Consider the following 21,197-nt stretch of genomic DNA (forward strand, 5'->3'; position numbering starts at 1 on the left):
CAGTGACGCCGGCAAGGCACAGTACCAGGCCCGCTCGATCTGCGAATGCATCCATGCCCGCTGGCGCAACTGGGACCTCAGGCAATTGACGGTGCGCGGCATCGAAAAGGTCCGAGCCGTCGTGCTCTGGTACGCCCTCACCAACAACATCCTGCAGGGACATCGCCTCGCCAACCCATAGCTGCGCCAAACCATAGCGGCGCGCAAATCCCGCCCCGCTCCACCGTCGAGGTCTTCAACATCCGCTACTTCGGATGCCGTCTACCCGAAAACCGAATTGGTTCTCAGGCTCTACGGCCGTCGTTCAACGCAGCCCTCCGCTACCTCTTCCTCGCCGCCTTCGGCTTTGGCTCGGGCTTCAGAGCCTGCGGGTCGAAGCCGATGTAGAAGATGTAGTTCTCGGCAACGTCGGCTGACGGCGCCGGAAAGGTCAGATCCTCAGCCACCAGCGTAAAGGGCTCGCTGCCGCTTTCGCCCATCGTCACTGTGGTCTGATAGGCCTTGGTCGCGATCGTCTTTTCCGAGACGCCGCCCTGCACCACGGCGACGCGCAGCGGCACCTGAACGGTCGGCGGGGCGCCGGCAGGACCGACGATGATCCGGCCCTGGATGCCGATCCGCGCCGTGATGTCGCCGCCATTGAGCGCGCATTCGCGGGCGGTGCGGGTGATCGTCGCCTGGAACCTGAGGTCGCTGCCGACCGGTTCCTTGCCGGGCGCCCCCACCGCGTAAGTCGAGGCACCGGAGCGGATCGCCACCGGCGGACAGAGGACGTCCGATTCGCTGCTCTGGCCCCCGGCGGGCGCCGGCGGCTTCTCAGCCGGCTGCTCCTCGGACTTGCCGCCGCCGAACAGGCTCTTGAAGCGATCGGTCAATGACTGTGCCGCCGCCGGCGCGGCCAGGGTGCCGCAACCAAGCGCAGTCGCCACCACAGAGGCGATCGCGGCTCTGATCACACGATGTCTTGCCATGAGAATCCCTGCCATCCCATTTCCCGCGGCGTTATAGCAGCGCAATGGCGGCGAACCCAAGGCGCTAGCAAAGGCGCGACCGAGGCGCCAGGAACCCGAGGGCTAGCCCCGGAAATCCTCATGCAACAGGCCAAACAGCAGGTGATCCTGCCAGATGCCGTTGATGCAGAGATAGCGCCGCGCCAGGCCCTCGCGGGTGAAGCCGCATTTCTCCAGCACGCGGATCGAGGGCGCGTTGGAGGGGATGCAGGCGGCCTCGATCCGGTGCAGATTGAGCTCGCCGAACAGCGAAGGCAACAGCACCCGCAGCGCCGTGGTCATGTAGCCGCGATGCGCATAGGGCTCGCCGACCCAATAGCCGATGGTGCCGGCCTGCACGATGCCGCGGCGGACATTGGCGAGCGTGATGCCGCCGACCATCACGCCGTCCACTTCGCGGAAGATGATGAAGGGATAGGAGCGGTCGGCGGCGATATCCTCGGCGTAGCGGCGCAGGCGGCGGCGGAAGCCGGAACGGGTCAAATCATCGGACGGCCAGATCGGCTCCCAAGGCGTGAGATAGGCGCGGCTCGATTCGCGCAGCTGCGCCCATTGCGGAAAGTCAGCCATTTGCGGCGCGCGTAGCAGCAGGCCATGACCGCGCGGCATCAGTGCAGCCGGTCCGCTGGATGGCAAACGAAACAGGGCCATGCCCTTGAACTCCCCTGCCCGCTAGCGGGCTGCCGGTCTATCTTTTAGGGCATGATCTTTTCGGAAAACCGGTCTCCACTTTTCCGGATCATGCCCTTCCGTTTGGGCATGATCTCTTCGGAAAACCGGAGACCACTTTTCCGGATCATGCCCTAGTGCAGGAGCGTCTTCGCCTTCGACTGGGTTAATCCTTCCGCAAAAGACACCGCGGTGTCCAGACCTCTACCGCTGCCGAGCGCCACCACCGCCGGCCGGCTGCGCGCGAGCAGCGCACGGGCGGCATTGCGGGTCGATTCGACACTCACCGAATCGATCCGGCTGACCAGTTCGTCCACCGTCAGCGGCCTGCCATAGGCTAGCACATGGCGTGCCAACTGCTCGGCGCGGGAGGAACAGCTCTCCAGCGCCATCAGCAGCCCCGCCTTCATCTGCGCCTTGGCGCGCGCGATCTCGGCCTCGGTCAGAGTCTCCACGGCCTCGTTCATCACGTCCACGATCACCTCCATCATTTCCGGCGCATCCGACGGGTCGGTGCCGGTGTAGAGGCCGAAGAAGCCGGTGTCGCTATAGGGGGCATGGAAGGTGTAGATCGAGTAGCACAGTCCTCGCTTCTCCCGCACCTCCTGGAACAGCCGCGACGACATCCCGCCGCCGAGCGTGTTGGTGAACACCTGCAGCGAGAACAGCGACAGGTCGGTCTGCGGCACGCCTTCCAGCGCCAGCGTCAGATGCGCCTGTTCGAGGTCGCGGTGCACGACGCGGGAACCGCCCTTGCCGAACATCGCCGCCAGCGGCTTCGGCGCGGGCGCCGCGTCGAAATTTGCGAACTTCTGCATTGCCTCTTCGACGATCCGCTTGTGGTCCACCGCGCCGGCGGCGGAGATCACCATATCGGGCCCGCGGTAATGCGTTGCGAGGTAGCCGCGCAGCATGTCGCGGTCGAACCCCTTCAGCGTCTTGGCGGTGCCGAGCAGGGAGCGGCCCATCGGCTGGTCGGGGTAGCAGAGCTCGTTCAGGTGCTCGAACACGACGTCGTCGGGCGTATCCTGCGCCGCACCGATCTCCTGCACGATGACGCTCTTCTCGCGCTCGAGCTCATCCGGCACGAAAGAGGGATTGGCGAGGATGTCGGCGAGCACGTCGAGCGCCAGCGGCACGTCCGCCTTCATCACGCGCGCGTAATAGGCCGTCGTCTCGGTCGAGGTGCCGGCGTTGAGATCGCCGCCCACGGCCTCGATCTCCTCGACGATCTCGCGGGAGGAGCGGCGCGTCGTGCCCTTGAACGCCATGTGTTCGAGCAGGTGGGAGATCCCGTGCTCGTTCGGCTTCTCGTCGCGTCCGCCGACGCCGGCCCACACGCCGAGCGCGGCCGTCTCCAGATGCGGCATGGTGTCGGTGACCACGGTCAATCCGGACGGCAGCTTGGTGATCTCAACGCTCATCCGGTTACTCCCTGCTTGGCGGCGCGGCTCACCGACAATACGAACTTTTCGACTTCCGCCTGATCGCTTTTCATCACCTTGAGGTGTTCGGGTTTGGTCATCAATCCGTCGAGCCAGGCCGGCAATTGCGGTCGCACTCCGCAGGCGGCCTCGACCGCATCGGGGAACTTGGCCGCATGCGCGGTCGACAGCACGATATTTGGAATCCTCGAATCGGCGCTATCGCGGTCGGCAACCGCCAGCGCCACCGCGGTGTGGGGATCGACCAGATCCCCGGCCTCGCGCCAGGCGGCACGGATCGCGGCCGCAGTCTCGGTCTCGTCCGCCTTGCCTGCGTCGAACTCCTCGCGGATCGCAGCCAACATCGCAGCCGGCAACACGAAGCGGCCGGACTGCTTCAGCGAATCCATCAGCCGCCGCACACTGTCAGCGTCGCGTCGGCTTGCCTCGAACAACAGCCGCTCGAAATTCGAGGACACCTGGATGTCCATCGACGGCGAGGTCGTGGCGTGAACCTCGCGGACCTCGTAGATGCCCGTCTTCAGCGTGCGCGGCAGGATGTCGTTGACGTTGGCCGCGATCCGCAAGGATCGGATCGGCAAGCCCATGCGCTTGGCGACATAGCCCGCAAAGATGTCGCCGAAATTCCCGGTCGGCACCGTGAAGTCCACCGTCCGCTCCGGCGCGCCGAGCGCGACCGCCGAGGTGAAATAGTAGACCACCTGCGCCACGACCCGTGCCCAGTTGATCGAGTTCACGCCTGACAGCGACACCGCATCGCGGAAGTCGTGATGGTTGAACAGCCCCTTCACGATCGCCTGGCAATCGTCGAAGGTGCCTTCGATCGCCAGCGCATGGATGTTGGCGGCGCCGGTCGTCGTCATCATCCGCCGCTGCACCTCGGAGATGCGCCCTTGCGGGAACAACACGACGAGGTCGACATTTTCGAGATTGGCAAAGGCCTCGACCGCGGCGCCGCCGGTATCGCCTGATGTCGCGACCACGATCGTGGTGCGCCGTGAACGTTTCGCCAGCACGTGATCCATCAGCCGCGAGATCAACTGCATCGCGACGTCCTTGAACGCCAGCGTCGGGCCGTGGAACAGCTCCAGCAGGAATTGATTCGGGCCGATCTGGTCGAGCGGCACGACGGCGGGATGGCGGAACGTCGCGTAGGCTTCGTTCGCCATGCGACCGAGATCGGGATCGGAAATCTCGCCGCCTGCGAACGGCCTGATGACGTCGACCGCGACTTCCCAATAGGGCCGTCCGAAGAAGCCGGCGATGGTTTCGCGCGACAGGACCGGCCAGCTTTCGGGCACGTACAGGCCACCGTCGCGGGCAAGCCCGGTCAGCATCACATCACAGAAACCAAGAACCGGGGCCTCTCCCCGGGTCGAAACATACCGCGTCAAACCGCCCTCCAAAGGCTCAAGCCTTTACCTTAAGCCCTTGATATCATGGAATTTATCGAGTTCTCGCTGCGCGGACCCGAAGCGCCACCATAAAGGGTTTTCGTGCCAAGGGGAAACCGCTTCTTGTGCGGCGCTGCCGCAAAGCACGGCAGGCTAGACGGAGGTGCGCCGTCAAGCGCGCTGGATGCGCTAGTCCATCGCTGGCGCGGTGCGGTTCTTTCTTTCTCGCACCTTTCTACAGGCCCGTGGTGCACGACCGGCAAGACTCGATCGCTCGCCGATCTCTGGCGCGTCGGAACTATTGCCGTTTCTTCCCGTTTATGTCCGCCATTGAGGCCAGCGCAGCAGCGATCAGCGGCGCGGCCGACGCTCCGGCACATTGGATCAGAAGCTCTAGGAATCGCCTGCACCGCCCTGCTGTTCCCGAATTGCCCCGGCAGAAGCGAATGCAAGCGATGGGAACGGTCGCGCCTTCGGGCGCGACCAGTTCCGCAGGCGGTGAGGATCAGCCCAACGCCATTTCGACGGCGATACGGATCAGGTCGGAATGGCTCTTGGCGCCCAGCTTCTGCTTCAGAAGCGAAGTGGTGTTGGCGACGGTCTTGTAGGAGATGTTGAGCGCCGCGGCGACCTCGCCGATCTTGTCGCCCCGGCCAAGCAGCCGCAGGATTTCCAGTTCGCGCGGCGACATCAGCGAGGCCGGATTGGCCTTGATGGCGGCGCCCGAAAAGGTCACGGCTTCGGCAAGGTGCGGCGATATGTAATTGTCCCCTGCCGCGACCTTGCGGACGGCTTTCACGAACACCCTGGGATCGTCGGTCTTTGAAACATAGCCCTGGGCGCCTGCTTCCACCGCGCGCACGACGAAGGCCGGATCGTCGTTCATGCTGAACATGATGATCCTGGCCTCTGGATCCTCCTTGCGGATCCGGCGCATCAACTCGAACCCGGAAACATCCGGGAGGTTGATGTCGATGACCGTAACATCAGGCTTCTTGCTGACATAGGCGCGGTGTCCCGACTTGGCGTCGGTGGCTTCCTCGATCTTCACCGAGCTGTCGGAAGCGAACAGCGACCGGCACCCGGACAACACGACCGGGTGGTCATCGACAATCAATATTCTTGTGGCCGGTTTCGGCGTATCTTGCATCACTTGCATTCTGTATCCAGAACATAGGTCCCCGGGAACCGGTGAAAAGAAAAAACCACCGGAGCGAATTAGAATTATCCAAATGTGGAAAAAATGTTCGCTCCGAACGCGGTTCTTCCTTCCGCTCGGTATCATGTTCGTGGCGGCGCTCCTGATCGGAGCGGTTTCGCTGAAGCTTTTCGTGCCGGAGCAACTGTCGGACGAGAGCGCACCGGCCGCACGTTCGGCCAGGGTGGTTGCCGACGCGCTCAACAGCGCGCTTCGGACCTCGGCCAATCCGCAAGCGACGCTGGATGCCTTTGCGCAGGCGCTCGGCACCTCCGAAGCCATCCGCTTCCATCGGGACGGTGCAAGCCACCCGCCGCCGCGGGTCGAGGTGCAAACCCCGATCGGACGGGTGCCGCGATGGTTCGTGGACCTGCTCACGATACCGGAGGTGGGCGCATCGTTCCCCGTCCGGATCGAAGGCAAGCAGGTCGGTGAGATCATTTTCTCGCCCGACCTGTCGGCCGATATTTTCGAGAAATGGATCGGCTTTGTTGCGATCACATTCTCCGTGGTTGCGCTGACGCTGCTCACCGGCGCTATCGCTTATTTCACCTCCGGCGCCGTGCTGCGTCCCCTGCAGGATCTCGGCGAAGGCCTCACCCGCATGCGCGGGGGTGATTATAAGCAGCTCATCCCCCCGTCGGGCCCGCCGGAGATCCGCCGAAGCGCCGAGGAAGCCAACGAACTTGCCCGCACGCTGAGCTTGCTGAGCCAGGACAATCGAGGTTTGCTGCGCCGGATCGTCTCGCTGCAGGATGACGAGCGGCGCGATATGGCGCGCGAACTGCACGACGAGCTCGGACCGCTGTTGTTCGGCATTCGCGCCAAAGCGGTTGCGCTGCTCGAAGCTCTCCCGCATGGCAACCTGCAACTTGCGGCCTCCGTCGACGGCATCCTGCAATCGGTCGAAGCGCTGCAGCAGGCCAACCGCCGCATCCTCGACCGGCTGCGGCCGCTCTACATCCAGGACTTGGGGCTGGAAAAAAGCATCGAGACCTTACTGCAATATGCGCGCGCGCAAGCGCCCGGGCTCAAGCTCGTCTCGCATATCGACGGCAGGCTGAATGCGATCGAGGGTCTGCTCTCGCAGACCGTCTATCGCGTGATCCAGGAGAGCATCACCAACGTGCTGCGCCATGCCCGAGCCCGCTCGGTCACCGTGGAGGCTTCGATGAAGGCTGCGGAGCTGATCGTGGAGGTATCGGACGACGGCATCGGCCTTCCCAAGGACTCCGTCTTCGGCCGCGGGTTGACCGGGATGCAGGAACGGGCCCGCGCGCTGAGCGGCACGCTCGAACTGGTGCGCGAAGACGGACGGACCATCGTGCGCTGCCTCCTGCCGGTCGGCGACAGCGCGCTTGGCTGATAGCCGCGCTCGGCGCGGCATGATCTACGCGCGACGTTGGCCGCGAAACCACAATGCGAAGACGATCAGCACCGCCACGGCCAGCGTGAACCAGGTGATGGCGTATTGCATGTGGTCGTCCTTGAGATTGACCTTCAGCGGTCCCGGCTTGGGAATGCCGCTGTCGGGCACGGGCGACTCGAGATCGATGTAGAAGGGCGCGACAGCCTTGCCGCCCTCGCCCCAGCCGAGCGCGCTCGCCATCGCGAGATGATTGCGGACGAACCACAGGCGTTTTGCCGGATTTTCCTTCGGCGTCAGCGAGCCGGCCCCCTCGGGAAAGCGGAGATAGCCGCTCAGCTTGACCGGTTCGCCCGTGATCAGCGGCGCGACCGCGCGATCCTGTTGGGCACGATCCTGCATCGTGTTCTGCACAAAGCCGGCATTGATCACGACGATCTCGCCGTCAGGCAGGCGCGCCGACAGAAACGCCCAGGTGCCGGGACCAGAAATGTCATCGCGGACCGCGGAGCCAGAACTGAATACCATCGCATCCGGCAGCTTCGCATAGGTTGCAGTGAAGGTGACGCGGCGGAATTCGTCGCTCACCGGACGTAGCGCGGCCCATTGCGAAGGCTGCGGCAGCGCTTCGGGCGCCGCCGTCAGGCGCTCGTTGAGGGCCGCGATCAGCGCATGCTTCTCGACCCGGCGCTGCAATTGCCAGATCCCGAGGCCCGTGAAGACCACAACCAGGATCAACGTGAAAATGCCGAAGCCGGCGGCGCCGCGCCGTTGCGTGGATGCTGCGGTCATTTCTGCTCGCGCTTGATCAGCCGGCCCTCCGCCGCCTTGTGGTGGAACTGGAGTGCGATCAAAAGCGATTTCATCGAACGCAGCGGCAGCAACGTGACGACGACGATGAGCGGCAGCCAGAGCACCGCATGCACCCAGAACGGCGGCTGGTACTTGACCTCCACAATCAGCGCACAGGCAACGACGATCGCGCCGGCCAGCATGATGATGAAGATCGCTGGCCCATCGCCGGCATCGATGAAGGCATAATCCAGCCCGCAACTCTCGCAGCGCGGAGCCAGCGTGAGGAAACCCGCATAGAGCTTGCCCTTGCCGCAGCGCGGACAGCGGCAGGCGATGCCGCGGAGCGCGCTCTCGGTGACCGTCGGGGGAGTGTCGGCTGGCATCAAGTCGTTCGATCTTTACTCGCGAAAGCAAAAGGGCGGCCATCTGGCCGCCCCTTGTAGCACGTCACGGCGGGTTAGTGCGCGGCGTGCGCCATGGTTTCGGCGCCGCGGCCCCACACGTAGATGCAGATGAACAGGAACAGCCAGACCACGTCGACGAAGTGCCAGTACCAGGCGGCGAACTCGAAGCCGAGGTGCTGCTTCGGCGTGAAATGGCCGGCATAGGCGCGGAATAGGCAGACCAGGAGGAAGATGGTGCCGATGATCACGTGGGCGCCATGGAAGCCGGTCGCCATGAAGAACACGGAGCCGTAGACATTGCCGCCGAACGAGAACGTCGCATGGGCGTACTCATAGGCCTGCACGCAGGTGAAGGCCGCGCCGAGCAGCACGGTGAGGATCAGGCCGTATTTGAGGCCCTGGCGATCGTTTTCCAAGAGCGCATGGTGGGCCCAGGTCACCGTGGTGCCGGAGGTGAGCAGCAAGAGCGTGTTGAGCAGCGGCAGGTGCCAGGGATCGAAGGTCTCGATGCCGTGCGGCGGCCAGGTGCCCGGCACGGCGCAGGCGCCGGCGGCGGTGCCGGCGCCGCAACCGAAGATCGCGTCGCGGGCGGCATGGACCGGATCGGCCGGGAACAGCGCGGCGTTGAAGAACGCCCAGAACCAGGCGACGAAGAACATCACCTCGGAGGCGATGAACAGGATCATGCCGTAGCGGTGATGGAGCTGCACCACGCGGGTGTGGTCGCCCTTGTACTGGGCCTCGCGGATCACATCGCCCCACCAACTCGCCATGGTGTAGAGCACGCCGATCACGCCGATGCCGAACACGATCGGCGCGCCCGTGAACATGTGATGCATCCAGCCGATGGCGCCGAAGCACATGATGAAGGCCGAGATCGAGCCGACCACCGGCCAGGGGCTCGGATCGACGAGATGGTAATCGTGATGCTTGACGTGCGCCTCAGCCATTGCAGTCTCTCCGTTCGCGTGCCGTCAGGCACGTATTCGTCTCAGAAATTCAAAGATTGCCCTTGCGCTTGTCCTGCTCGCCGGAGGCCACTGGCTTCGGGACCGGATCGCGCACGGAATAGAAAGTGTAGGACAGGGTGATCGATTTCAGGCTGTCGTTCTCGCGGTCGGCGACCAGCGCCGGATCGACATAGAACACGACAGGCATCTCGCGCTTCTCGCCGGGCGCCAGGGTCTGCTCGGTGAAGCAGAAGCAGTTGATCTTCTGGAAATAGGCCCCGACCGTCAGCGGCGCGACATTGTAAGCCGCCTGGGCCGTCGTCGCCCGCGCCGACTGGTTGGTCACCGTGTAGAAGACGGTGACGACTTCGCCGATCCTGACTTCGATCTCGTTCTGCTCGGGCTCGAACTTCCAGGGCAGGCCCGGCGCGACATTGGCATCGAAGCGAACCTCGATCTTGCGGGCGAGCGGACCCTCCGCCGGCGCGGAGGTCGCAACCTGGGTGGTGCCGTTGAAGCCGGTGGCGCGGCAGAACCAGTTGTAAAAGGGCACGGCCGCATAGGACGCGCCGACCATCAGCACGACGACGAAGCCGCAGATCGCGGCAACCACCGCGTCACGCGTCAGCGTGCGGCGGGACGCCTTTTGGCTCGTGCCGGACTGCTTGGGCGTGGTCGTCTCTTGCGCCATCTCGATCACATCTCAGATCGGCCGCACCAGGACGGCCGGACCCTTGACCAGGGTGACCGCGAAGAACAGCACGACCAGGACACCGAGCGCGAGCGCAATGGCGATCGAGCGCTGGCGGCGGCTCCTGAGCTGCGCCTCGGTAAGGACAATTCCTTCTTGCTCGCGTTTGTCATCCATTGCGTGTTCATGCGCTCCCTACCCGACCCATGATGCAACGGTGCGGAAGGCAACCTCGACCAGCAAGGTCGCGAACAGCGCGAACAGATAAAAAATGGAGAAAGCAAACAATTTGCGGCAGGCGCGATTGGCTTCCTTGCCCTCGCGGCGGCGATAGACGTCGACCGCGAGGGCGAGCATGCCCGACCCGAGCAGGAGCGAGGCGACGCCATAGACCGCATCGAAATAGCCGAGCGGCCACGGCGCGACCGCGATCGCGACAAGCACGATCGTGTAGAGCAGGATCTGCAGCCGGGTCGCGTCGGGACCGGCGACCACGGGCAGCATCGGCACGCCGGCGCGGGCGTAGTCGTCGCTGCGGAACAGCGCCAGGGCCCAGAAATGCGGCGGGGTCCAGAAGAAGATGATCAGGAACAACAGCACGGGCTCGATCGACAACGAGCCGGTTGCCGCCGCCCAGGCCACCACCGGCGGCAGCGCGCCAGCGGCGCCGCCGATCACGATGTTCTGCGCAGTCCAGCGCTTCAGCCACATCGTGTAGATCACGACATAGAAGAAGATCGTGAAGGCCAGCAGCGCGCCCGCGACCCAGTTGACGAGGATGCCGAGCGTCATCACCGAGAAGAACGCCAGCGTCAGGCCGAAGGCGGTGGCTTCTCCACTTGTGATGCGGCCGCGTGGGATCGGCCGGTTGGCAGTGCGCGTCATCAACGCGTCGATATCGCCTTCATAGGCCATGTTCAGCGCGCCGGAGGCGCCGGCGCCGACCGCGATGCAGAGGATCGAGGTGAAGGCCAGCACCGGATGGACGTGACCAGGCGCGATCATCAGGCCGACCAGCGCGGTGAAGATCACGAGCGACATCACCCGCGGCTTCAGAAGCGCGATGTAGTCGCCGACCTCGGCCTCGGAGATCCGCGGCAACTCGATGGCATTGTGATCGACAACCGACACGATGGTCTCGTTCCCTTAAAATCAAGCAGAGAGCGTGACGCGCCCCTAAGGGCGCGTCACTGTTTCCTTTACTGCACGCGCGGCAGCACTTCGAACTGGTGGAAGGGCGGCGGCGAGGACAGCGTCCATTCCAGCGTGGTGGCGCCGGCGCCCCACGGGTTGGCGGCCGCCTGCTCCTTGCGGACGAAGGCGTCGATCACGCCGTAGATGAAGATCAGCACGCCGAAGCCGGAGATGTAGGAGCCGACCGAGGAGACCAGGTTCCAGCCGGCGAACGCGTCCGGATAGTCGACATAGCGGCGCGGCATGCCCGACAGACCGAGGAAGTGCTGCGGGAAGAACACCAGGTTCACGCCGATGAAGGTGAACCAGAAGTGCAGCTTGCCGATGGTCTCGCTGTACATGTAGCCGAACATCTTCGGGAACCAGTAGTACCAGCCTGCGAAGATGCCGAACACGGCGCCCAGCGACAGCACGTAGTGGAAGTGGGCCACCACGTAGTAGGTGTCCTGCAGCACGCGGTCGACGCCGGCATTCGCCAGCACGACGCCGGTGACACCGCCGACCGTGAACAGGAAGATGAAGCCGATCGCCCAGATCATCGGCACCTTGAACTCGATCGAGCCGCCCCACATCGTGGCGATCCAGGAGAAGATCTTCACGCCAGTCGGGACCGCGATCACCATGGTGGCGGCGACGAAGTAGGCCTGCGTCGCCGACGACATACCGACCGTGTACATGTGGTGCGCCCACACCACGAAGCCGATGCCGCCGATCGCGACCATCGCGTAGGCCATGCCGAGATAGCCGAACACCGGTTTGCGCGAGAAAGTCGAGACGATCTGGCTGATCATGCCGAAGGCCGGCAGGATCAGGATGTACACTTCAGGATGGCCGAAGAACCAGAACAGGTGCTGGAACAGCACCGGGTCGCCGCCGGCATCGGGCGCGAAGAAGGCGGTGCCGAAGTTACGGTCGGTGAGCAGCATGGTGATGGCACCGGCGAGCACCGGCAGCGACAGCAAGAGCAGGAACACCGTCACCAGGATCGACCACACGAACAGCGGCATCTTGTGCAGCGTCATGCCCGGTGCGCGCATGTTGAAGATCGTGGTGATGAAGTTGATCGCGCCCAGGATCGAGGAGGCACCGGCAAGGTGCAGCGACAGGATCGCAAAGTCGACCGCCGGCCCCGGATGACCCGAGGTCGACAGCGGCGCGTACATGGTCCAGCCGGCGCCGACGCCGTTGGCGCCCGGCTCGCCCTCGACGAAGGTCGAGATCAGGAGCAGCGCGAAAGAGGCCGGCAACAGCCAGAACGAGATGTTGTTCATGCGCGGGAACGCCATGTCGGGCGCGCCGATCATCAGCGGCACGAACCAGTTGCCGAACCCGCCGATCATCGCCGGCATGACCATGAAGAAGATCATGATCAGGCCGTGCGAGGTCACGAACACGTTGTAGGTATGGGACTCGTGGAAGATCTGCACGCCCGGATACATCAGCTCGGCGCGGATCGCGATCGACATCGCAGCCCCGATGATGCCCGCAATGACCGCGAAGATAAGGTACATCGTGCCGATGTCCTTATGGTTCGTGGAGTAGAGATAGCGGCGCCATCCGGTCGGATGGCCGTGATCATCATGGGCGTGATCGTGTGTCGCTGCGCCTGTTGCCATGTCCTAGATCCTTAAGCCAATTCCCTTTTGGACCTTTGCGGTCCCATCGCCCTTATTCTTCCGATGCGCGCCCGCCCCCGGGCTTGCAGCCTTACCGCGACGCCTGACCAATCGAGGCGTATGAATTCGCCGGGCTGCTGGCAAATTTCTTCTTCGCGGCGTCCACCCAGCTCGCGAATTCCTGATCCTCCACGACCCGCACCGCGATCGGCATGAACGCATGATCCTTGCCGCACAGCTCGGAGCACTGGCCGTAATACATGCCGGTCTTGGTGGCCTTGAACCAGGTCTCGTTGAGACGGCCCGGGATCGAGTCGATCTTGATGCCGAAGGCCGGCACCGCAAACGAGTGGATAACGTCCGCGCCGGTGGTCTGGATCCGGATCACCTTGTTGACCGGCACCACCATCTCATTGTCGACGCCGAGCAGCCGCGGCTGCTTGTCCTGGGCAAGCAGCGAGTCGAACTCGAACTTGCCGTTATCCGGGTAGGCGTAGGACCAATACCACTGCTTGCCGGTGACCTTGATGGTCAGGTCCGACTTCGGCACGTCGAGCTGCAGGAACAGGAGGCGGAACGACGGCACCGCGATGCCGACCAGGATCAGCACCGGAACCAGCGTCCAGGCCACCTCGATCAGCGTGTTGTGGGTGGTCCTGGAGGGGACCGGATTCGCGCGCGCGTTGAACTTCATCACCACCATGACGAGCAGCGCCAGCACGAACAGCGTGATCACAGTGATGACCACCAGCAGGAAGTTATGAAACCAGACGATGTTCTCCATCACCGGGGAGGCCGCCTGCTGCAGGGTGACTTCCCAGGGCGCCGGCTGCCCCAATTCGGCGAATGCCGTCCCGCCGGCCGCGAGCGCCATGCCCGCTACCGCACCCCCCAGCAACCGCCGGCCGATCAGGCCCATCGACATCCTCATGCCGCTCGCGCTCCCTATGATTTATCCCCTTAGCACCCCCGCCACACGGCGTGGATGCAGCACGATCCGCCCTCACAAACGGCCTGCCGGACGCACTTTCGGAAAGTACAGGGGCCAGATCGTTAGAACGCGTCGAAATCTAGCCTCTCAAACCATAATTCGCAGGCGCTCGCAATGCAGTAGTAGGGCCCCAGGCCATGCGCGATCGGCTATTCCCGTGATGTGACATTTTCTCGATAAATCAGGCGATAGCGCCACTTCCGCGGGCAACGCCGCTTGACAGGGCGATTGCCGGATGTACCCACAGGCTGGGCGCTCCGCAGGAACCTGATTCGCGCGAAGCGTCCCCACCGCGGCGCGAGATTTGCTTGGGGATCGCCTTCAAGGCGCCGTCATTGCGGTATCAGTCGTTTTGCGTGCCGCCGGCAGCCGGGCAATGCACCCGACCTGGGCCGGGGAAACCAAGCCGGCATGGCCGGCCATCAAAGGATCGACCCGGATGGGCGCTTTGAAACATCACAGCGGACGTAGCTGGAGTGCCGCCAACTGGCTGGGCGGCCTGCTGGCGCTCGTGTTCATGTTGGGCCTGCTGCAAGCGGCCCACGCCCAGGGGGCGGTGCGCTCGGTCCATGGCGATTGGCAGATCCGCTGTGACACCCCGCCGGGCGCCCAGAGCGAGCAATGCGCGCTGATTCAGAGCGTGGTCGCCGAGGACCGTTCCAATGCCGGCCTCACCGTGATCGTGCTGAAGACCGCCGACCAGAAAAGCCGCCTGATGCGCGTGGTCGCGCCGCTCGGCGTCCTGCTTCCCTCCGGGCTCGGGTTGAAGCTCGACAACCAGGACGTCGGCCGCGCCGGGTTCGTCCGCTGCCTGCCCAACGGCTGCGTCGCCGAAGTTGTGATGGACGACAAGCTGCTCGGCCAGCTCAGGGGCGCCAAGACCGCGACGTTCATCATCTTCGAGACCCCCGAAGAGGGCATCGGCTTTCCGCTCAGCTTGAACGGGCTGGCAGAGGGGTATGACAAGTTGCCGTGAGGCGACCTCTCCCGAATTGCTGCAACAGCGCCTATCTTGAACGATGATGTCCCGGCCAAGCCAAACATGAACGGGATGTAATTGCGTTGAATTCGGAGTCGTCATGACCAGTCCCGCCACAACCTCCCTGCTCGACCGCGCCAATCTCGACCGCGATGCCGTGCGCCGCGAGCTCGCGCGCGGGCTCCAGGGGGCGGACGACGGCGAATTGTTCCTGGAATTCGGACAGACCGAGGCCCTGGTGTTCGACAATGGGCGCTTGAAGCAGGCGACCTATGACACCAGCCAGGGGTTCGGCCTGCGCGCGGTGAAGGACGACGCGGTCGGCTATGCGCATTCCTCCGACGTCTCGCTGCCGGCGCTGATTCGCGCCGCCGATGCGGTGCATGCGGTGCGCGGTGGCTATTCCGGCAGCTTCGCCGCAGCGCCCGCGCACACGAATGTGAAGCTTTACGGCGACGAGAACCCGCTGGATGCGCCCGGCTTCGAGGCCAAGGTCAAGCTGCTCGGTGAGATCGACGCCTATATCCGCGACAAGGACCCGCGGGTGCGGCAGGTTTCCGCGAGCCTGACTGCGACTTGGCAGGTGGTGGAAATCGTTCGGCCGGACGGCGAGAGCTATCGCGATATCCGGCCGCTGGTGCGGGTCAACATTTCCGTCGTTGCGGGTCAGGGCGACCGGCAGGAGAGCGGCAGCAAGGGTTACGGCGGCCGCGAGGGTTACGCCCGTTTCATCGAGACCAAAGCCTGGCGCGACGCCGCCGACGGCGCGCTGCGCGAGGCGCTGGTCAACCTGGAATCGGTGCCAGCACCGGCCGGCGAGATGGACGTGGTGCTGGGCGCCGGCTGGCCCGGTGTGATGCTGCATGAAGCCGTCGGCCACGGGCTCGAGGGCGATTTCAACCGCAAGAAGACTTCGGCCTTCGCGGGCCTGATGGGCCAGCAGGTCGCCGCCAAGGGCGTCACCGTGGTCGACGACGGCACCATGGCCTCGCGCCGCGGCTCGCTCTCGATCGACGACGAGGGCACGCCGACCAACCGCACCGTGCTGATCGAGGACGGCGTCCTGGTCGGCTACATGCAGGACCGCCAGAACGCGCGGCTCATGAACATGAAGCCGACCGGCAATGGCCGGCGACAGAGCTATGCCCACGTGCCGATGCCGCGCATGACCAATACCTACATGCTGGCTGGCAACAGCGATCCCGCGGAGATCCTCGCCTCGGTGAAGAACGGCATTTATGCCGCCAATTTCGGCGGCGGTCAGGTCGACATCACCTCGGGCAAATATGTGTTCCAGTGCACCGAGGCCTACAAGATCGAGAACGGCAAGCTGGGAGCGCCGCTGAAGGGCGCGATGCTGATCGGCAACGGCCCGACCGACCTCAATCGCATCACCATGATCGGCAACGATCTCGCGCTCGACACCGGCATCGGCACTTGCGGCAAGAACGGCCAGGGCGTGCCCGTGGGGGTCGGCCAGCCGACGCTGCGCATGGAGCGGATCACCGTAGGAGGAACCGGCTAGTGAGCAACAACGAAGTGGCGGTCAGCAAGCCGACAAGCTGGCGTTCGCAAGCAGCGCAACTCGCGGCGATCGTCGCTGTCGTGTTCCTCGCCAAGGGCGCGATCGCCGAGCCGTTCTACGTGCCGTCAGGCTCGATGGAGCCGACGCTTCTGATCGGCGATGCGCTGGTCGCGTCGAAATACCCTTACGGTTACGGGACAGCCTCGCTGCCGATCCAGATCACGCTGCCGGAGTCGAGCGGCCGGCTGTTCGGCGAGCCGCCGCAGCGCGGCGACGTCGTGGTGTTCCGCTGGCCCGGCGACCGCTCTCAGGCCTGGGTCAAGCGCGTGGTCGGCCTGCCCGGCGACCGCATCCAGGTGCGGCAGGGCCAGCTCTTCATCAACGACCATCCCGCGACGTTGAAGCCCGACGGCATCGGCGAAGCCGAGGACGACCGCGGCCACACCGAGACCGCCTATCGCTATATCGAGACGCTGCCGAACGGCGTCAGCCACGCGATCTTCAAGATGCGCGACAATGGCCGCCTCGACAACACGCCTGAGGTCACCGTACCGCCGGGAGAACTGTTCGTGCTTGGCGACAACAGGGACAATTCCGCCGACAGCCGTGTCTCCGTGCGCGACGGCGGCGTCGGACTGCTGCCGGTCAACAACCTGATCGGCCGCGCCGACGCGGTGGTCGGCTCATGGGACATGGGCATGCGCAGCCAGCCGGTCTGGACCTGGCCGTCAGGCTTTCGGTTCGCGCGGTTCTTTACCTCGGTGCATTAAGTGTAGGGCAGACGAAGCGAAGCGTGCCCACCATCACGAGTGCTGGTGGCGGGCACACTTCGCTTTGCCTGCCGTACGGAGCCTCATGACCCGGGACGAATTCCTCGCAGCGGCGCTGCGCAATCCCGCCAATGCCGCCATCGCCGATGAGCTGCTGCGGCTGGCACTGCCCGACGCGTGGCTCGTGGCGGGCTGCCTGGCACAGACGGTCTGGAACGTCAGGACGCATCGTGCGGCCGATTACGGCATCAGCGACTACGACATTTTCTATTTCGATCGCGATACATCCTGGCAAGCCGAGGACCGGATCATCAAACGTGTGCATGATGCGGTTCGGCACCTCGGCGTCGCCGTCGAAGTGCGCAACCAGGCGCGCGTCCATCTCTGGTATCCCGAAAAGCACGGCCTGCCCTACCCGCCATTGACACGCTCGACCGATGGCATCGACCGGTTTCTTACCAAGAACACCCAGATCGGAATCCGCCGCACGGCGGAAGGCTATGAGGTCTATGCGCCCCACGGATTCGATGACGTCGCCAACATGATCGTGCGGCCGAACCCGGGAGCGAATTTTTCGGCGGCGAATTACGAGAAGAAGGCGGCGAGGTGGAAGGCGCTGTGGCCGGAGATCAGGGTATTGCCGGCGGACCACTGACAAGAATTACCGCACCACGCCCGAGGTGAATCCGGCCTTGCGTCGCGGCGGCTTGATGTCCTTTTTCAGGAAGCAGTGCGGCTCGCGGCCGGCATAGCCGGGGCGCGCAAAGGTCCAGGCGCGACACTTGTTGTCGGCGGCGCAGGCGGCCTTGCAGATCTCGTCGCCCTCGCCTGCTTTCAGGTCGAAGCTCTTGTAGTCGCCGCCGAAACGATCGATCGAGGTCTCGACCGTGCCGTTGCGCGGCTCGACGACGCCGGCGCCGCGCACGCCGGCGACGCAGCAATTATTCTGCGCGCGCTGCGGCACGCTGTTCTTGAGCCAGCACACCGCGCCGGTGGTGATGTCGGTCGGATAGTTGAAGCTCCAGGCCCGGCAGCGGCGATCGCGCTCGCACAACAGCGCGCAATCGGCCGGGTCGCCCGAGGCAACGGGCGAACTCAGGTAATCTCCGCCGGGGCGATCGAAGTTGACCTGCGCCTGCGCCGGCCGCGACGTCGCTACGGCCGCCAACAAGGCGAACGTCACCACACTCGCCCAGAAGAGGCGGCCAATTCTCATATCCAACGCTTTCGACTGTCCCCCGCGCTCACCGCGGGTGGTCATTTGAGCGCCGCCAACCTGTACGCTGGATGAACGGCTCAAAAATGCGGCAAGCTGGCACACCAGTTGCTGTGACTGCCGGCCTGCGTGTGGCGTGAGCGCCACGCAGGCAAAGAACATGCATCAAAACAAGCGGATAGGGTTAGAACGCGCATTCATCATAGGCCGGCTCGACGGAGCCGTTCCAGGCGCCGTTGAACTTGTCCAGCAGCTCTTCCGCCGGCGTCCGGCCACAATCGATGATCCGCTCCAGCGGCTCGAGATAGCGGCTCTCGTCGCGGCCGATCTGGTCGATGCGGTTACGCCGCCGCAAACCGGCATGTGACAGTTTGAGACACTCTTTAGCGATCTCGAACAGATAGCGGTCCTTGATCCGCGCCTTGAAGCCGAAGCGCGGCACGTCGTCGCGCAGCGCCTGCCGCTCCCGCGCGGTCCAGTTCCGCACCAGATCCCAGGCCGCATCCAGCGTGTCGTTGTCATAGAGCAGCCCGACCCAGAATGCCGGCAATGCCGGCAGCCGCCCCCATGGCGCGCCATCGGCGCCGCGCATTTCCAGATAGCGCTTGAGCCGCACCTCCGGAAAGATCGTCGAGAGATGATTGGCCCAGTCCGACAGGGTTGGACGCTCGCCGGGCAATGCAGGATTCTTGCCCTCGAAGAAATCGCGGAACGAGGTGCCGGAGACGTCAAGATAGTCGTCGCCGCGCTTGACGAAATACATCGGCACGTCGAGGGCATAATCGACCCAGCGCTCGAACCCCATGCCGTCCTCGAACGCCCATGGCAGCATGCCCGAGCGCGCATTGTCGGTGTCGCGCCAGATCTCGGACCGGAACGACAGGAAGCCGTTCGGCTTGCCTTCCGTGAACGGCGAGTTGGCGAACAGCGCGGTCGCGATCGGCTGCAAGGCAAGCGACACGCGCAGCTTCTTCACCATGTCCGCTTCGGAGGAGAAGTCGAGATTGGTCTGCACCGTGCAGGTGCGATACATCATGTCAATGCCGTATTTACCGACCTTCGGCATGTAGCCGGTCATGATCTTGTAGCGGCCCTTGGGCATCACCGGGATTTCTGCCCGAGACCAGGACGGCGTCATGCCGAGGCCGAGAAAGCCGATGCCAAGCGGGGTTGCGATCTCGCGCACCTGCGCCAGATGCGCCATCAATTCGCTCTGGGTCTGATGCACGGTCTCGACCGGCGCGCCCGACAATTCGAACTGGCCGCCCGGCTCGAGCGAGATCGCGCCTCCCCCGGTGACGTCGTAGAGACCGATGATGTTGCCGTTCTCCACGATCGGCTCCCAGCCAAGCAGGAGCTTCATGCCGTCGAGCAAGGCGCCGATGCCGCGCGCGCCTTCATACGGCACGGGCTGATGGCCCTGCAGCGTGAACGGCGTCTTCTCATGCTCGGTCCCGATCCGGAAATCGGCAGGATCCTTCACGCCCGCCTCGATCCACGCGACCAGTTCGTCGCGCGATTGGAGTGGCGTCATATCGATCTGGTCACGCGCCATACGAATTCCGATACTGAAGCGCTTCGATCGAATGCGCGCGGTGGCAGGGGCATCCACGAACCAGGCGGCCCGCGGATGCTGGTGGCAACAATGATATCATCGGGCAGTCACGCCGTCTCTTATCGCGGGCGACTTGGCGTCGCTGCAGGAACATCCCAGCCGGTCCAGAAGCGCGCAGAGCTTGACCGCGTCGACGTCGGACAGTTTCGACCCGACATGCTTCTCGATCGCCGCCGAATAGGCGCCCCACATCCGCTTCTGCAATTCACGTCCCGCCTCGGTAATCTCGACGAATTGGCCGCGCTTGTCGACCTTGCATTCGCGCCTCGCCGCCAGCCCCTCGTCCACCAGGCGATCGATCAGCCGCGAGGTCGAATATTGCGGCAGCAGCATCTGCCGCTCCAATTCCACCGGCCGCAACTCCCCCGACGGCGCGCGCGACAACTCGAGCAGGGCATCGTACCAGGCGAGCGGCGGAAAGCCGGCCTTCTTCAGGTCTTGCTCGACGGCGTCGAGCACCCGGCTCTGCACCCGCATCAGGCGGATCCAGGCGGCGGTCGCCTCGGTCGATGGTTTGCGTTTCATGGTCTAGTCCGTCATCGTCGGTACAAAGTCTACCGTACTGAATGCACCTGCATCAATCTTGACTGTTCATGCAGGTGCATTTAGTCGGTCCGACGCCCAAGGCCAACAACAAAAAGGCCTACAAGAATTCGAGAGGAGATCTCCGATGAAATTATACTATTCGCCCGGCGCCTGCTCGCTTTCGCCCCATATCGCGCTCCTGGAAGCCGGCCTGCCCTACGAGCTGGTCAAAGTCGATGTACGCGCCAAGAAGCTGGAAAATGGCGACGATTTCCTGAAAGTGAACCCCAAGGGCCAGGTGCCGGCACTGGCGCTCGATTCCGGCGAACTGGTCACCGAGGGGCCCGTGATCGTGCAGATCATCGCCGACCGTGCCGCGGGCAAGAACCTGGCGCCGGCCCATGGCAGCGCCGAGCGCTACAAGCTGCTCGAATGGCTCAACTTCATCACCACCGAGCTGCACAAGAATTTCAGCCCGCTGTTCGCGCCGGTCCTGTCCGATGACACCAAGGCGTTCTTCAAGGACCGCCTGATGGGCAAGTTCAAATATATCGACAGCCAGCTTGCCGGGCGCGACCACCTCCTCGGCAGCCAGTTCACCGTCGCCGACGGCTATCTGTTCACGATGCTGGCCTGGGCCGACCGGATGAAGTTCGACCTGTCGGGCCTGCCCAACCTCACCGCCTACAAGGCCCGCATCGCCGCCCGGCCCAAGGTGCAGGAAGCGCTCACCAAGGAAGGGCTGCTGAAGGCGTAAGCTGTCGTCCCGGCGAAAGCCGGGACCCATAACCCCAGGGCGTCATTGTTGCGCTTGATGGGCCCCCAGCCTGCTCAACAACGCAGT

At 64.3% G+C, this 21,197-nt stretch carries 22 protein-coding genes and 1 pseudogene; 7 read left to right on the forward strand and 16 right to left on the reverse strand.

All coding sequences use genetic code 11. The features are described from left to right. Positions 1-181, forward strand: a pseudogene (locus YY7_RS54315) (IS5/IS1182 family transposase); the annotation flags it as partial. Between the two features lie 139 nt (positions 182-320). Here the strand turns inward: YY7_RS54315 and YY7_RS0139160 are convergent. The 5 genes from YY7_RS0139160 to YY7_RS0139180 all read right to left on the reverse strand — a co-directional run bounded on the left by YY7_RS0139160 (position 321) and on the right by YY7_RS0139180 (position 5,668). After that, the gene (locus YY7_RS0139160; RefSeq protein ID WP_245287571.1) at positions 321-971 is read right to left on the reverse strand and encodes a hypothetical protein; all 651 of its coding nucleotides are present in this window, start codon (positions 969-971) and stop codon (positions 321-323) included. Between the two features lie 102 nt (positions 972-1,073). Continuing rightward, positions 1,074-1,661 carry a GNAT family N-acetyltransferase gene (locus YY7_RS0139165; RefSeq protein WP_028167927.1) on the reverse strand — a complete coding sequence of 196 codons (588 nt, stop codon included), beginning with the start codon at positions 1,659-1,661 and terminating at the stop codon, positions 1,074-1,076. A 152-nt stretch (positions 1,662-1,813) separates the two neighbouring features. Further along, positions 1,814-3,103: a M16 family metallopeptidase gene (locus tag YY7_RS0139170; RefSeq protein WP_028167928.1), complete on the reverse strand. Its 1,290-nt coding sequence runs from the start codon at positions 3,101-3,103 to the stop codon at positions 1,814-1,816. After that, positions 3,100-4,518, reverse strand: a complete 1,419-nt coding sequence (thrC, locus tag YY7_RS0139175; protein WP_028167929.1) for a threonine synthase — start codon at positions 4,516-4,518, stop codon at positions 3,100-3,102. Before thrC ends, YY7_RS0139170 begins: the two co-directional genes overlap by 4 nt. A 505-nt stretch (positions 4,519-5,023) precedes the next feature. After that, a complete protein-coding gene (locus YY7_RS0139180) occupies positions 5,024-5,668 on the reverse strand; it encodes a response regulator transcription factor (RefSeq protein WP_028167930.1) in 645 nt (214 codons plus the stop codon). An 82-nt stretch (positions 5,669-5,750) separates the two neighbouring features. Here YY7_RS0139180 and YY7_RS0139185 point away from each other — a divergent pair, with 82 nt between their 5' ends. After that, entirely contained in the window at positions 5,751-7,082 is a 1,332-nt protein-coding gene (locus YY7_RS0139185) for a histidine kinase (protein WP_028167931.1), read from the forward strand. A 24-nt stretch (positions 7,083-7,106) separates the two neighbouring features. Here the strand turns inward: YY7_RS0139185 and YY7_RS0139190 are convergent, their stop codons facing one another. The 8 genes from YY7_RS0139190 to coxB all read right to left on the reverse strand — a co-directional run bounded on the left by YY7_RS0139190 (position 7,107) and on the right by coxB (position 13,663). Then, on the reverse strand, positions 7,107-7,874 hold the full coding sequence (locus YY7_RS0139190) for an SURF1 family protein (RefSeq protein ID WP_028167932.1): 768 nt from the start codon (positions 7,872-7,874) through the stop codon (positions 7,107-7,109). Beyond that, positions 7,871-8,260 (reverse strand): DUF983 domain-containing protein, encoded by a 390-nt coding sequence (locus YY7_RS0139195; protein WP_035692114.1) that lies wholly within the window; start codon positions 8,258-8,260, stop codon positions 7,871-7,873. Before YY7_RS0139195 ends, YY7_RS0139190 begins: the two co-directional genes overlap by 4 nt. 74 nt (positions 8,261-8,334) lie before the next feature. After that, positions 8,335-9,231: a cytochrome c oxidase subunit 3 gene (locus tag YY7_RS0139200; RefSeq protein ID WP_028167934.1), complete on the reverse strand. Its 897-nt coding sequence runs from the start codon at positions 9,229-9,231 to the stop codon at positions 8,335-8,337. A gap of 49 nt (positions 9,232-9,280) precedes the next feature. Then, positions 9,281-9,922, reverse strand: a complete 642-nt coding sequence (locus YY7_RS0139205; RefSeq protein WP_028167935.1) for a cytochrome c oxidase assembly protein — start codon at positions 9,920-9,922, stop codon at positions 9,281-9,283. A 12-nt stretch (positions 9,923-9,934) separates the two neighbouring features. Further along, positions 9,935-10,099 carry a hypothetical protein gene (locus tag YY7_RS0139210; RefSeq protein WP_028167936.1) on the reverse strand — a complete coding sequence of 55 codons (165 nt, stop codon included), beginning with the start codon at positions 10,097-10,099 and terminating at the stop codon, positions 9,935-9,937. Between the two features lie 18 nt (positions 10,100-10,117). Beyond that, entirely contained in the window at positions 10,118-11,053 is a 936-nt protein-coding gene (locus YY7_RS0139215; RefSeq protein WP_028167937.1) for a heme o synthase, read from the reverse strand. Between the two features lie 68 nt (positions 11,054-11,121). After that, positions 11,122-12,732 (reverse strand): cytochrome c oxidase subunit I, encoded by a 1,611-nt coding sequence (gene ctaD, locus YY7_RS0139220; RefSeq protein WP_028167938.1) that lies wholly within the window; start codon positions 12,730-12,732, stop codon positions 11,122-11,124. Positions 12,733-12,823: 91 nt separating this feature from the next. Further along, positions 12,824-13,663: a cytochrome c oxidase subunit II gene (coxB, locus tag YY7_RS0139225; RefSeq protein ID WP_028167939.1), complete on the reverse strand. Its 840-nt coding sequence runs from the start codon at positions 13,661-13,663 to the stop codon at positions 12,824-12,826. 499 nt (positions 13,664-14,162) lie between these two features. Here coxB and YY7_RS0139230 point away from each other — a divergent pair, with 499 nt between their 5' ends. The 4 genes from YY7_RS0139230 (at position 14,163) to YY7_RS0139245 (ending at position 17,652) form a co-directional block, all read left to right on the forward strand. Next, positions 14,163-14,699, forward strand: coding sequence for an invasion associated locus B family protein (locus tag YY7_RS0139230; protein WP_028167940.1), 537 nt, complete (start codon positions 14,163-14,165; stop codon positions 14,697-14,699). Positions 14,700-14,802: 103 nt separating this feature from the next. Further along, positions 14,803-16,227 (forward strand): metalloprotease TldD, encoded by a 1,425-nt coding sequence (gene tldD, locus YY7_RS0139235; RefSeq protein WP_028167941.1) that lies wholly within the window; start codon positions 14,803-14,805, stop codon positions 16,225-16,227. Then, positions 16,227-16,997: a signal peptidase I gene (gene lepB, locus YY7_RS0139240; RefSeq protein ID WP_028167942.1), complete on the forward strand. Its 771-nt coding sequence runs from the start codon at positions 16,227-16,229 to the stop codon at positions 16,995-16,997. Before tldD ends, lepB begins: the two co-directional genes overlap by 1 nt. 85 nt (positions 16,998-17,082) lie before the next feature. Beyond that, positions 17,083-17,652: a nucleotidyltransferase family protein gene (locus tag YY7_RS0139245; RefSeq protein WP_028167943.1), complete on the forward strand. Its 570-nt coding sequence runs from the start codon at positions 17,083-17,085 to the stop codon at positions 17,650-17,652. Between the two features lie 6 nt (positions 17,653-17,658). Here the strand turns inward: YY7_RS0139245 and YY7_RS0139250 are convergent, their stop codons facing one another. The 3 genes from YY7_RS0139250 to YY7_RS0139260 all read right to left on the reverse strand — a co-directional run bounded on the left by YY7_RS0139250 (position 17,659) and on the right by YY7_RS0139260 (position 20,353). Beyond that, positions 17,659-18,213: a PAN domain-containing protein gene (locus YY7_RS0139250; protein WP_028167944.1), complete on the reverse strand. Its 555-nt coding sequence runs from the start codon at positions 18,211-18,213 to the stop codon at positions 17,659-17,661. 184 nt (positions 18,214-18,397) lie between these two features. Continuing rightward, complete coding sequence (locus YY7_RS0139255; RefSeq protein WP_028167945.1) at positions 18,398-19,768, reverse strand: glutamate--cysteine ligase; 1,371 nt, start codon at positions 19,766-19,768, stop codon at positions 18,398-18,400. A gap of 96 nt (positions 19,769-19,864) precedes the next feature. Then, a complete protein-coding gene (locus tag YY7_RS0139260) occupies positions 19,865-20,353 on the reverse strand; it encodes a MarR family winged helix-turn-helix transcriptional regulator (protein ID WP_028167946.1) in 489 nt (162 codons plus the stop codon). Between the two features lie 145 nt (positions 20,354-20,498). Here YY7_RS0139260 and gstA point away from each other — a divergent pair, with 145 nt between their 5' ends. Beyond that, positions 20,499-21,110: a glutathione transferase GstA gene (gstA, locus tag YY7_RS0139265; protein WP_028167947.1), complete on the forward strand. Its 612-nt coding sequence runs from the start codon at positions 20,499-20,501 to the stop codon at positions 21,108-21,110. Positions 21,111-21,197 lie beyond the last annotated feature (87 nt).

The sequence above is a fragment of the Bradyrhizobium elkanii WSM2783 genome (genome assembly GCF_000472865.1).
Classification (GTDB): Bacteria; Pseudomonadota; Alphaproteobacteria; order Rhizobiales; family Xanthobacteraceae; genus Bradyrhizobium; species Bradyrhizobium elkanii_A.

Excerpts from the sequence above, each read along its gene's own strand:
- YY7_RS0139160 (WP_245287571.1), bottom strand. The coding sequence starts at position 971 with ATGGCAAGACATCGTGTGATCAGAGCCGCGATCGCCTCTGTGGTGGCG.
- YY7_RS0139165 (WP_028167927.1), bottom strand. The coding sequence starts at position 1,661 with ATGGCCCTGTTTCGTTTGCCATCCAGCGGACCGGCTGCACTGATGCCG.
- YY7_RS0139170 (WP_028167928.1), bottom strand. The coding sequence starts at position 3,103 with ATGAGCGTTGAGATCACCAAGCTGCCGTCCGGATTGACCGTGGTCACC.
- YY7_RS0139180 (WP_028167930.1), bottom strand. The coding sequence starts at position 5,668 with ATGCAAGATACGCCGAAACCGGCCACAAGAATATTGATTGTCGATGAC.
- YY7_RS0139185 (WP_028167931.1), top strand. The coding sequence starts at position 5,751 with ATGTGGAAAAAATGTTCGCTCCGAACGCGGTTCTTCCTTCCGCTCGGT.
- YY7_RS0139190 (WP_028167932.1), bottom strand. The coding sequence starts at position 7,874 with ATGACCGCAGCATCCACGCAACGGCGCGGCGCCGCCGGCTTCGGCATT.
- YY7_RS0139195 (WP_035692114.1), bottom strand. The coding sequence starts at position 8,260 with ATGCCAGCCGACACTCCCCCGACGGTCACCGAGAGCGCGCTCCGCGGC.
- YY7_RS0139200 (WP_028167934.1), bottom strand. The coding sequence starts at position 9,231 with ATGGCTGAGGCGCACGTCAAGCATCACGATTACCATCTCGTCGATCCG.
- YY7_RS0139205 (WP_028167935.1), bottom strand. The coding sequence starts at position 9,922 with ATGGCGCAAGAGACGACCACGCCCAAGCAGTCCGGCACGAGCCAAAAG.
- YY7_RS0139210 (WP_028167936.1), bottom strand. The coding sequence starts at position 10,099 with ATGGATGACAAACGCGAGCAAGAAGGAATTGTCCTTACCGAGGCGCAG.
- ctaD (WP_028167938.1), bottom strand. The coding sequence starts at position 12,732 with ATGGCAACAGGCGCAGCGACACACGATCACGCCCATGATGATCACGGC.
- coxB (WP_028167939.1), bottom strand. The coding sequence starts at position 13,663 with ATGAGGATGTCGATGGGCCTGATCGGCCGGCGGTTGCTGGGGGGTGCG.
- YY7_RS0139230 (WP_028167940.1), top strand. The coding sequence starts at position 14,163 with ATGGGCGCTTTGAAACATCACAGCGGACGTAGCTGGAGTGCCGCCAAC.
- tldD (WP_028167941.1), top strand. The coding sequence starts at position 14,803 with ATGACCAGTCCCGCCACAACCTCCCTGCTCGACCGCGCCAATCTCGAC.
- YY7_RS0139245 (WP_028167943.1), top strand. The coding sequence starts at position 17,083 with ATGACCCGGGACGAATTCCTCGCAGCGGCGCTGCGCAATCCCGCCAAT.
- YY7_RS0139250 (WP_028167944.1), bottom strand. The coding sequence starts at position 18,213 with ATGAGAATTGGCCGCCTCTTCTGGGCGAGTGTGGTGACGTTCGCCTTG.
- YY7_RS0139255 (WP_028167945.1), bottom strand. The coding sequence starts at position 19,768 with ATGGCGCGTGACCAGATCGATATGACGCCACTCCAATCGCGCGACGAA.
- YY7_RS0139260 (WP_028167946.1), bottom strand. The coding sequence starts at position 20,353 with ATGAAACGCAAACCATCGACCGAGGCGACCGCCGCCTGGATCCGCCTG.
- gstA (WP_028167947.1), top strand. The coding sequence starts at position 20,499 with ATGAAATTATACTATTCGCCCGGCGCCTGCTCGCTTTCGCCCCATATC.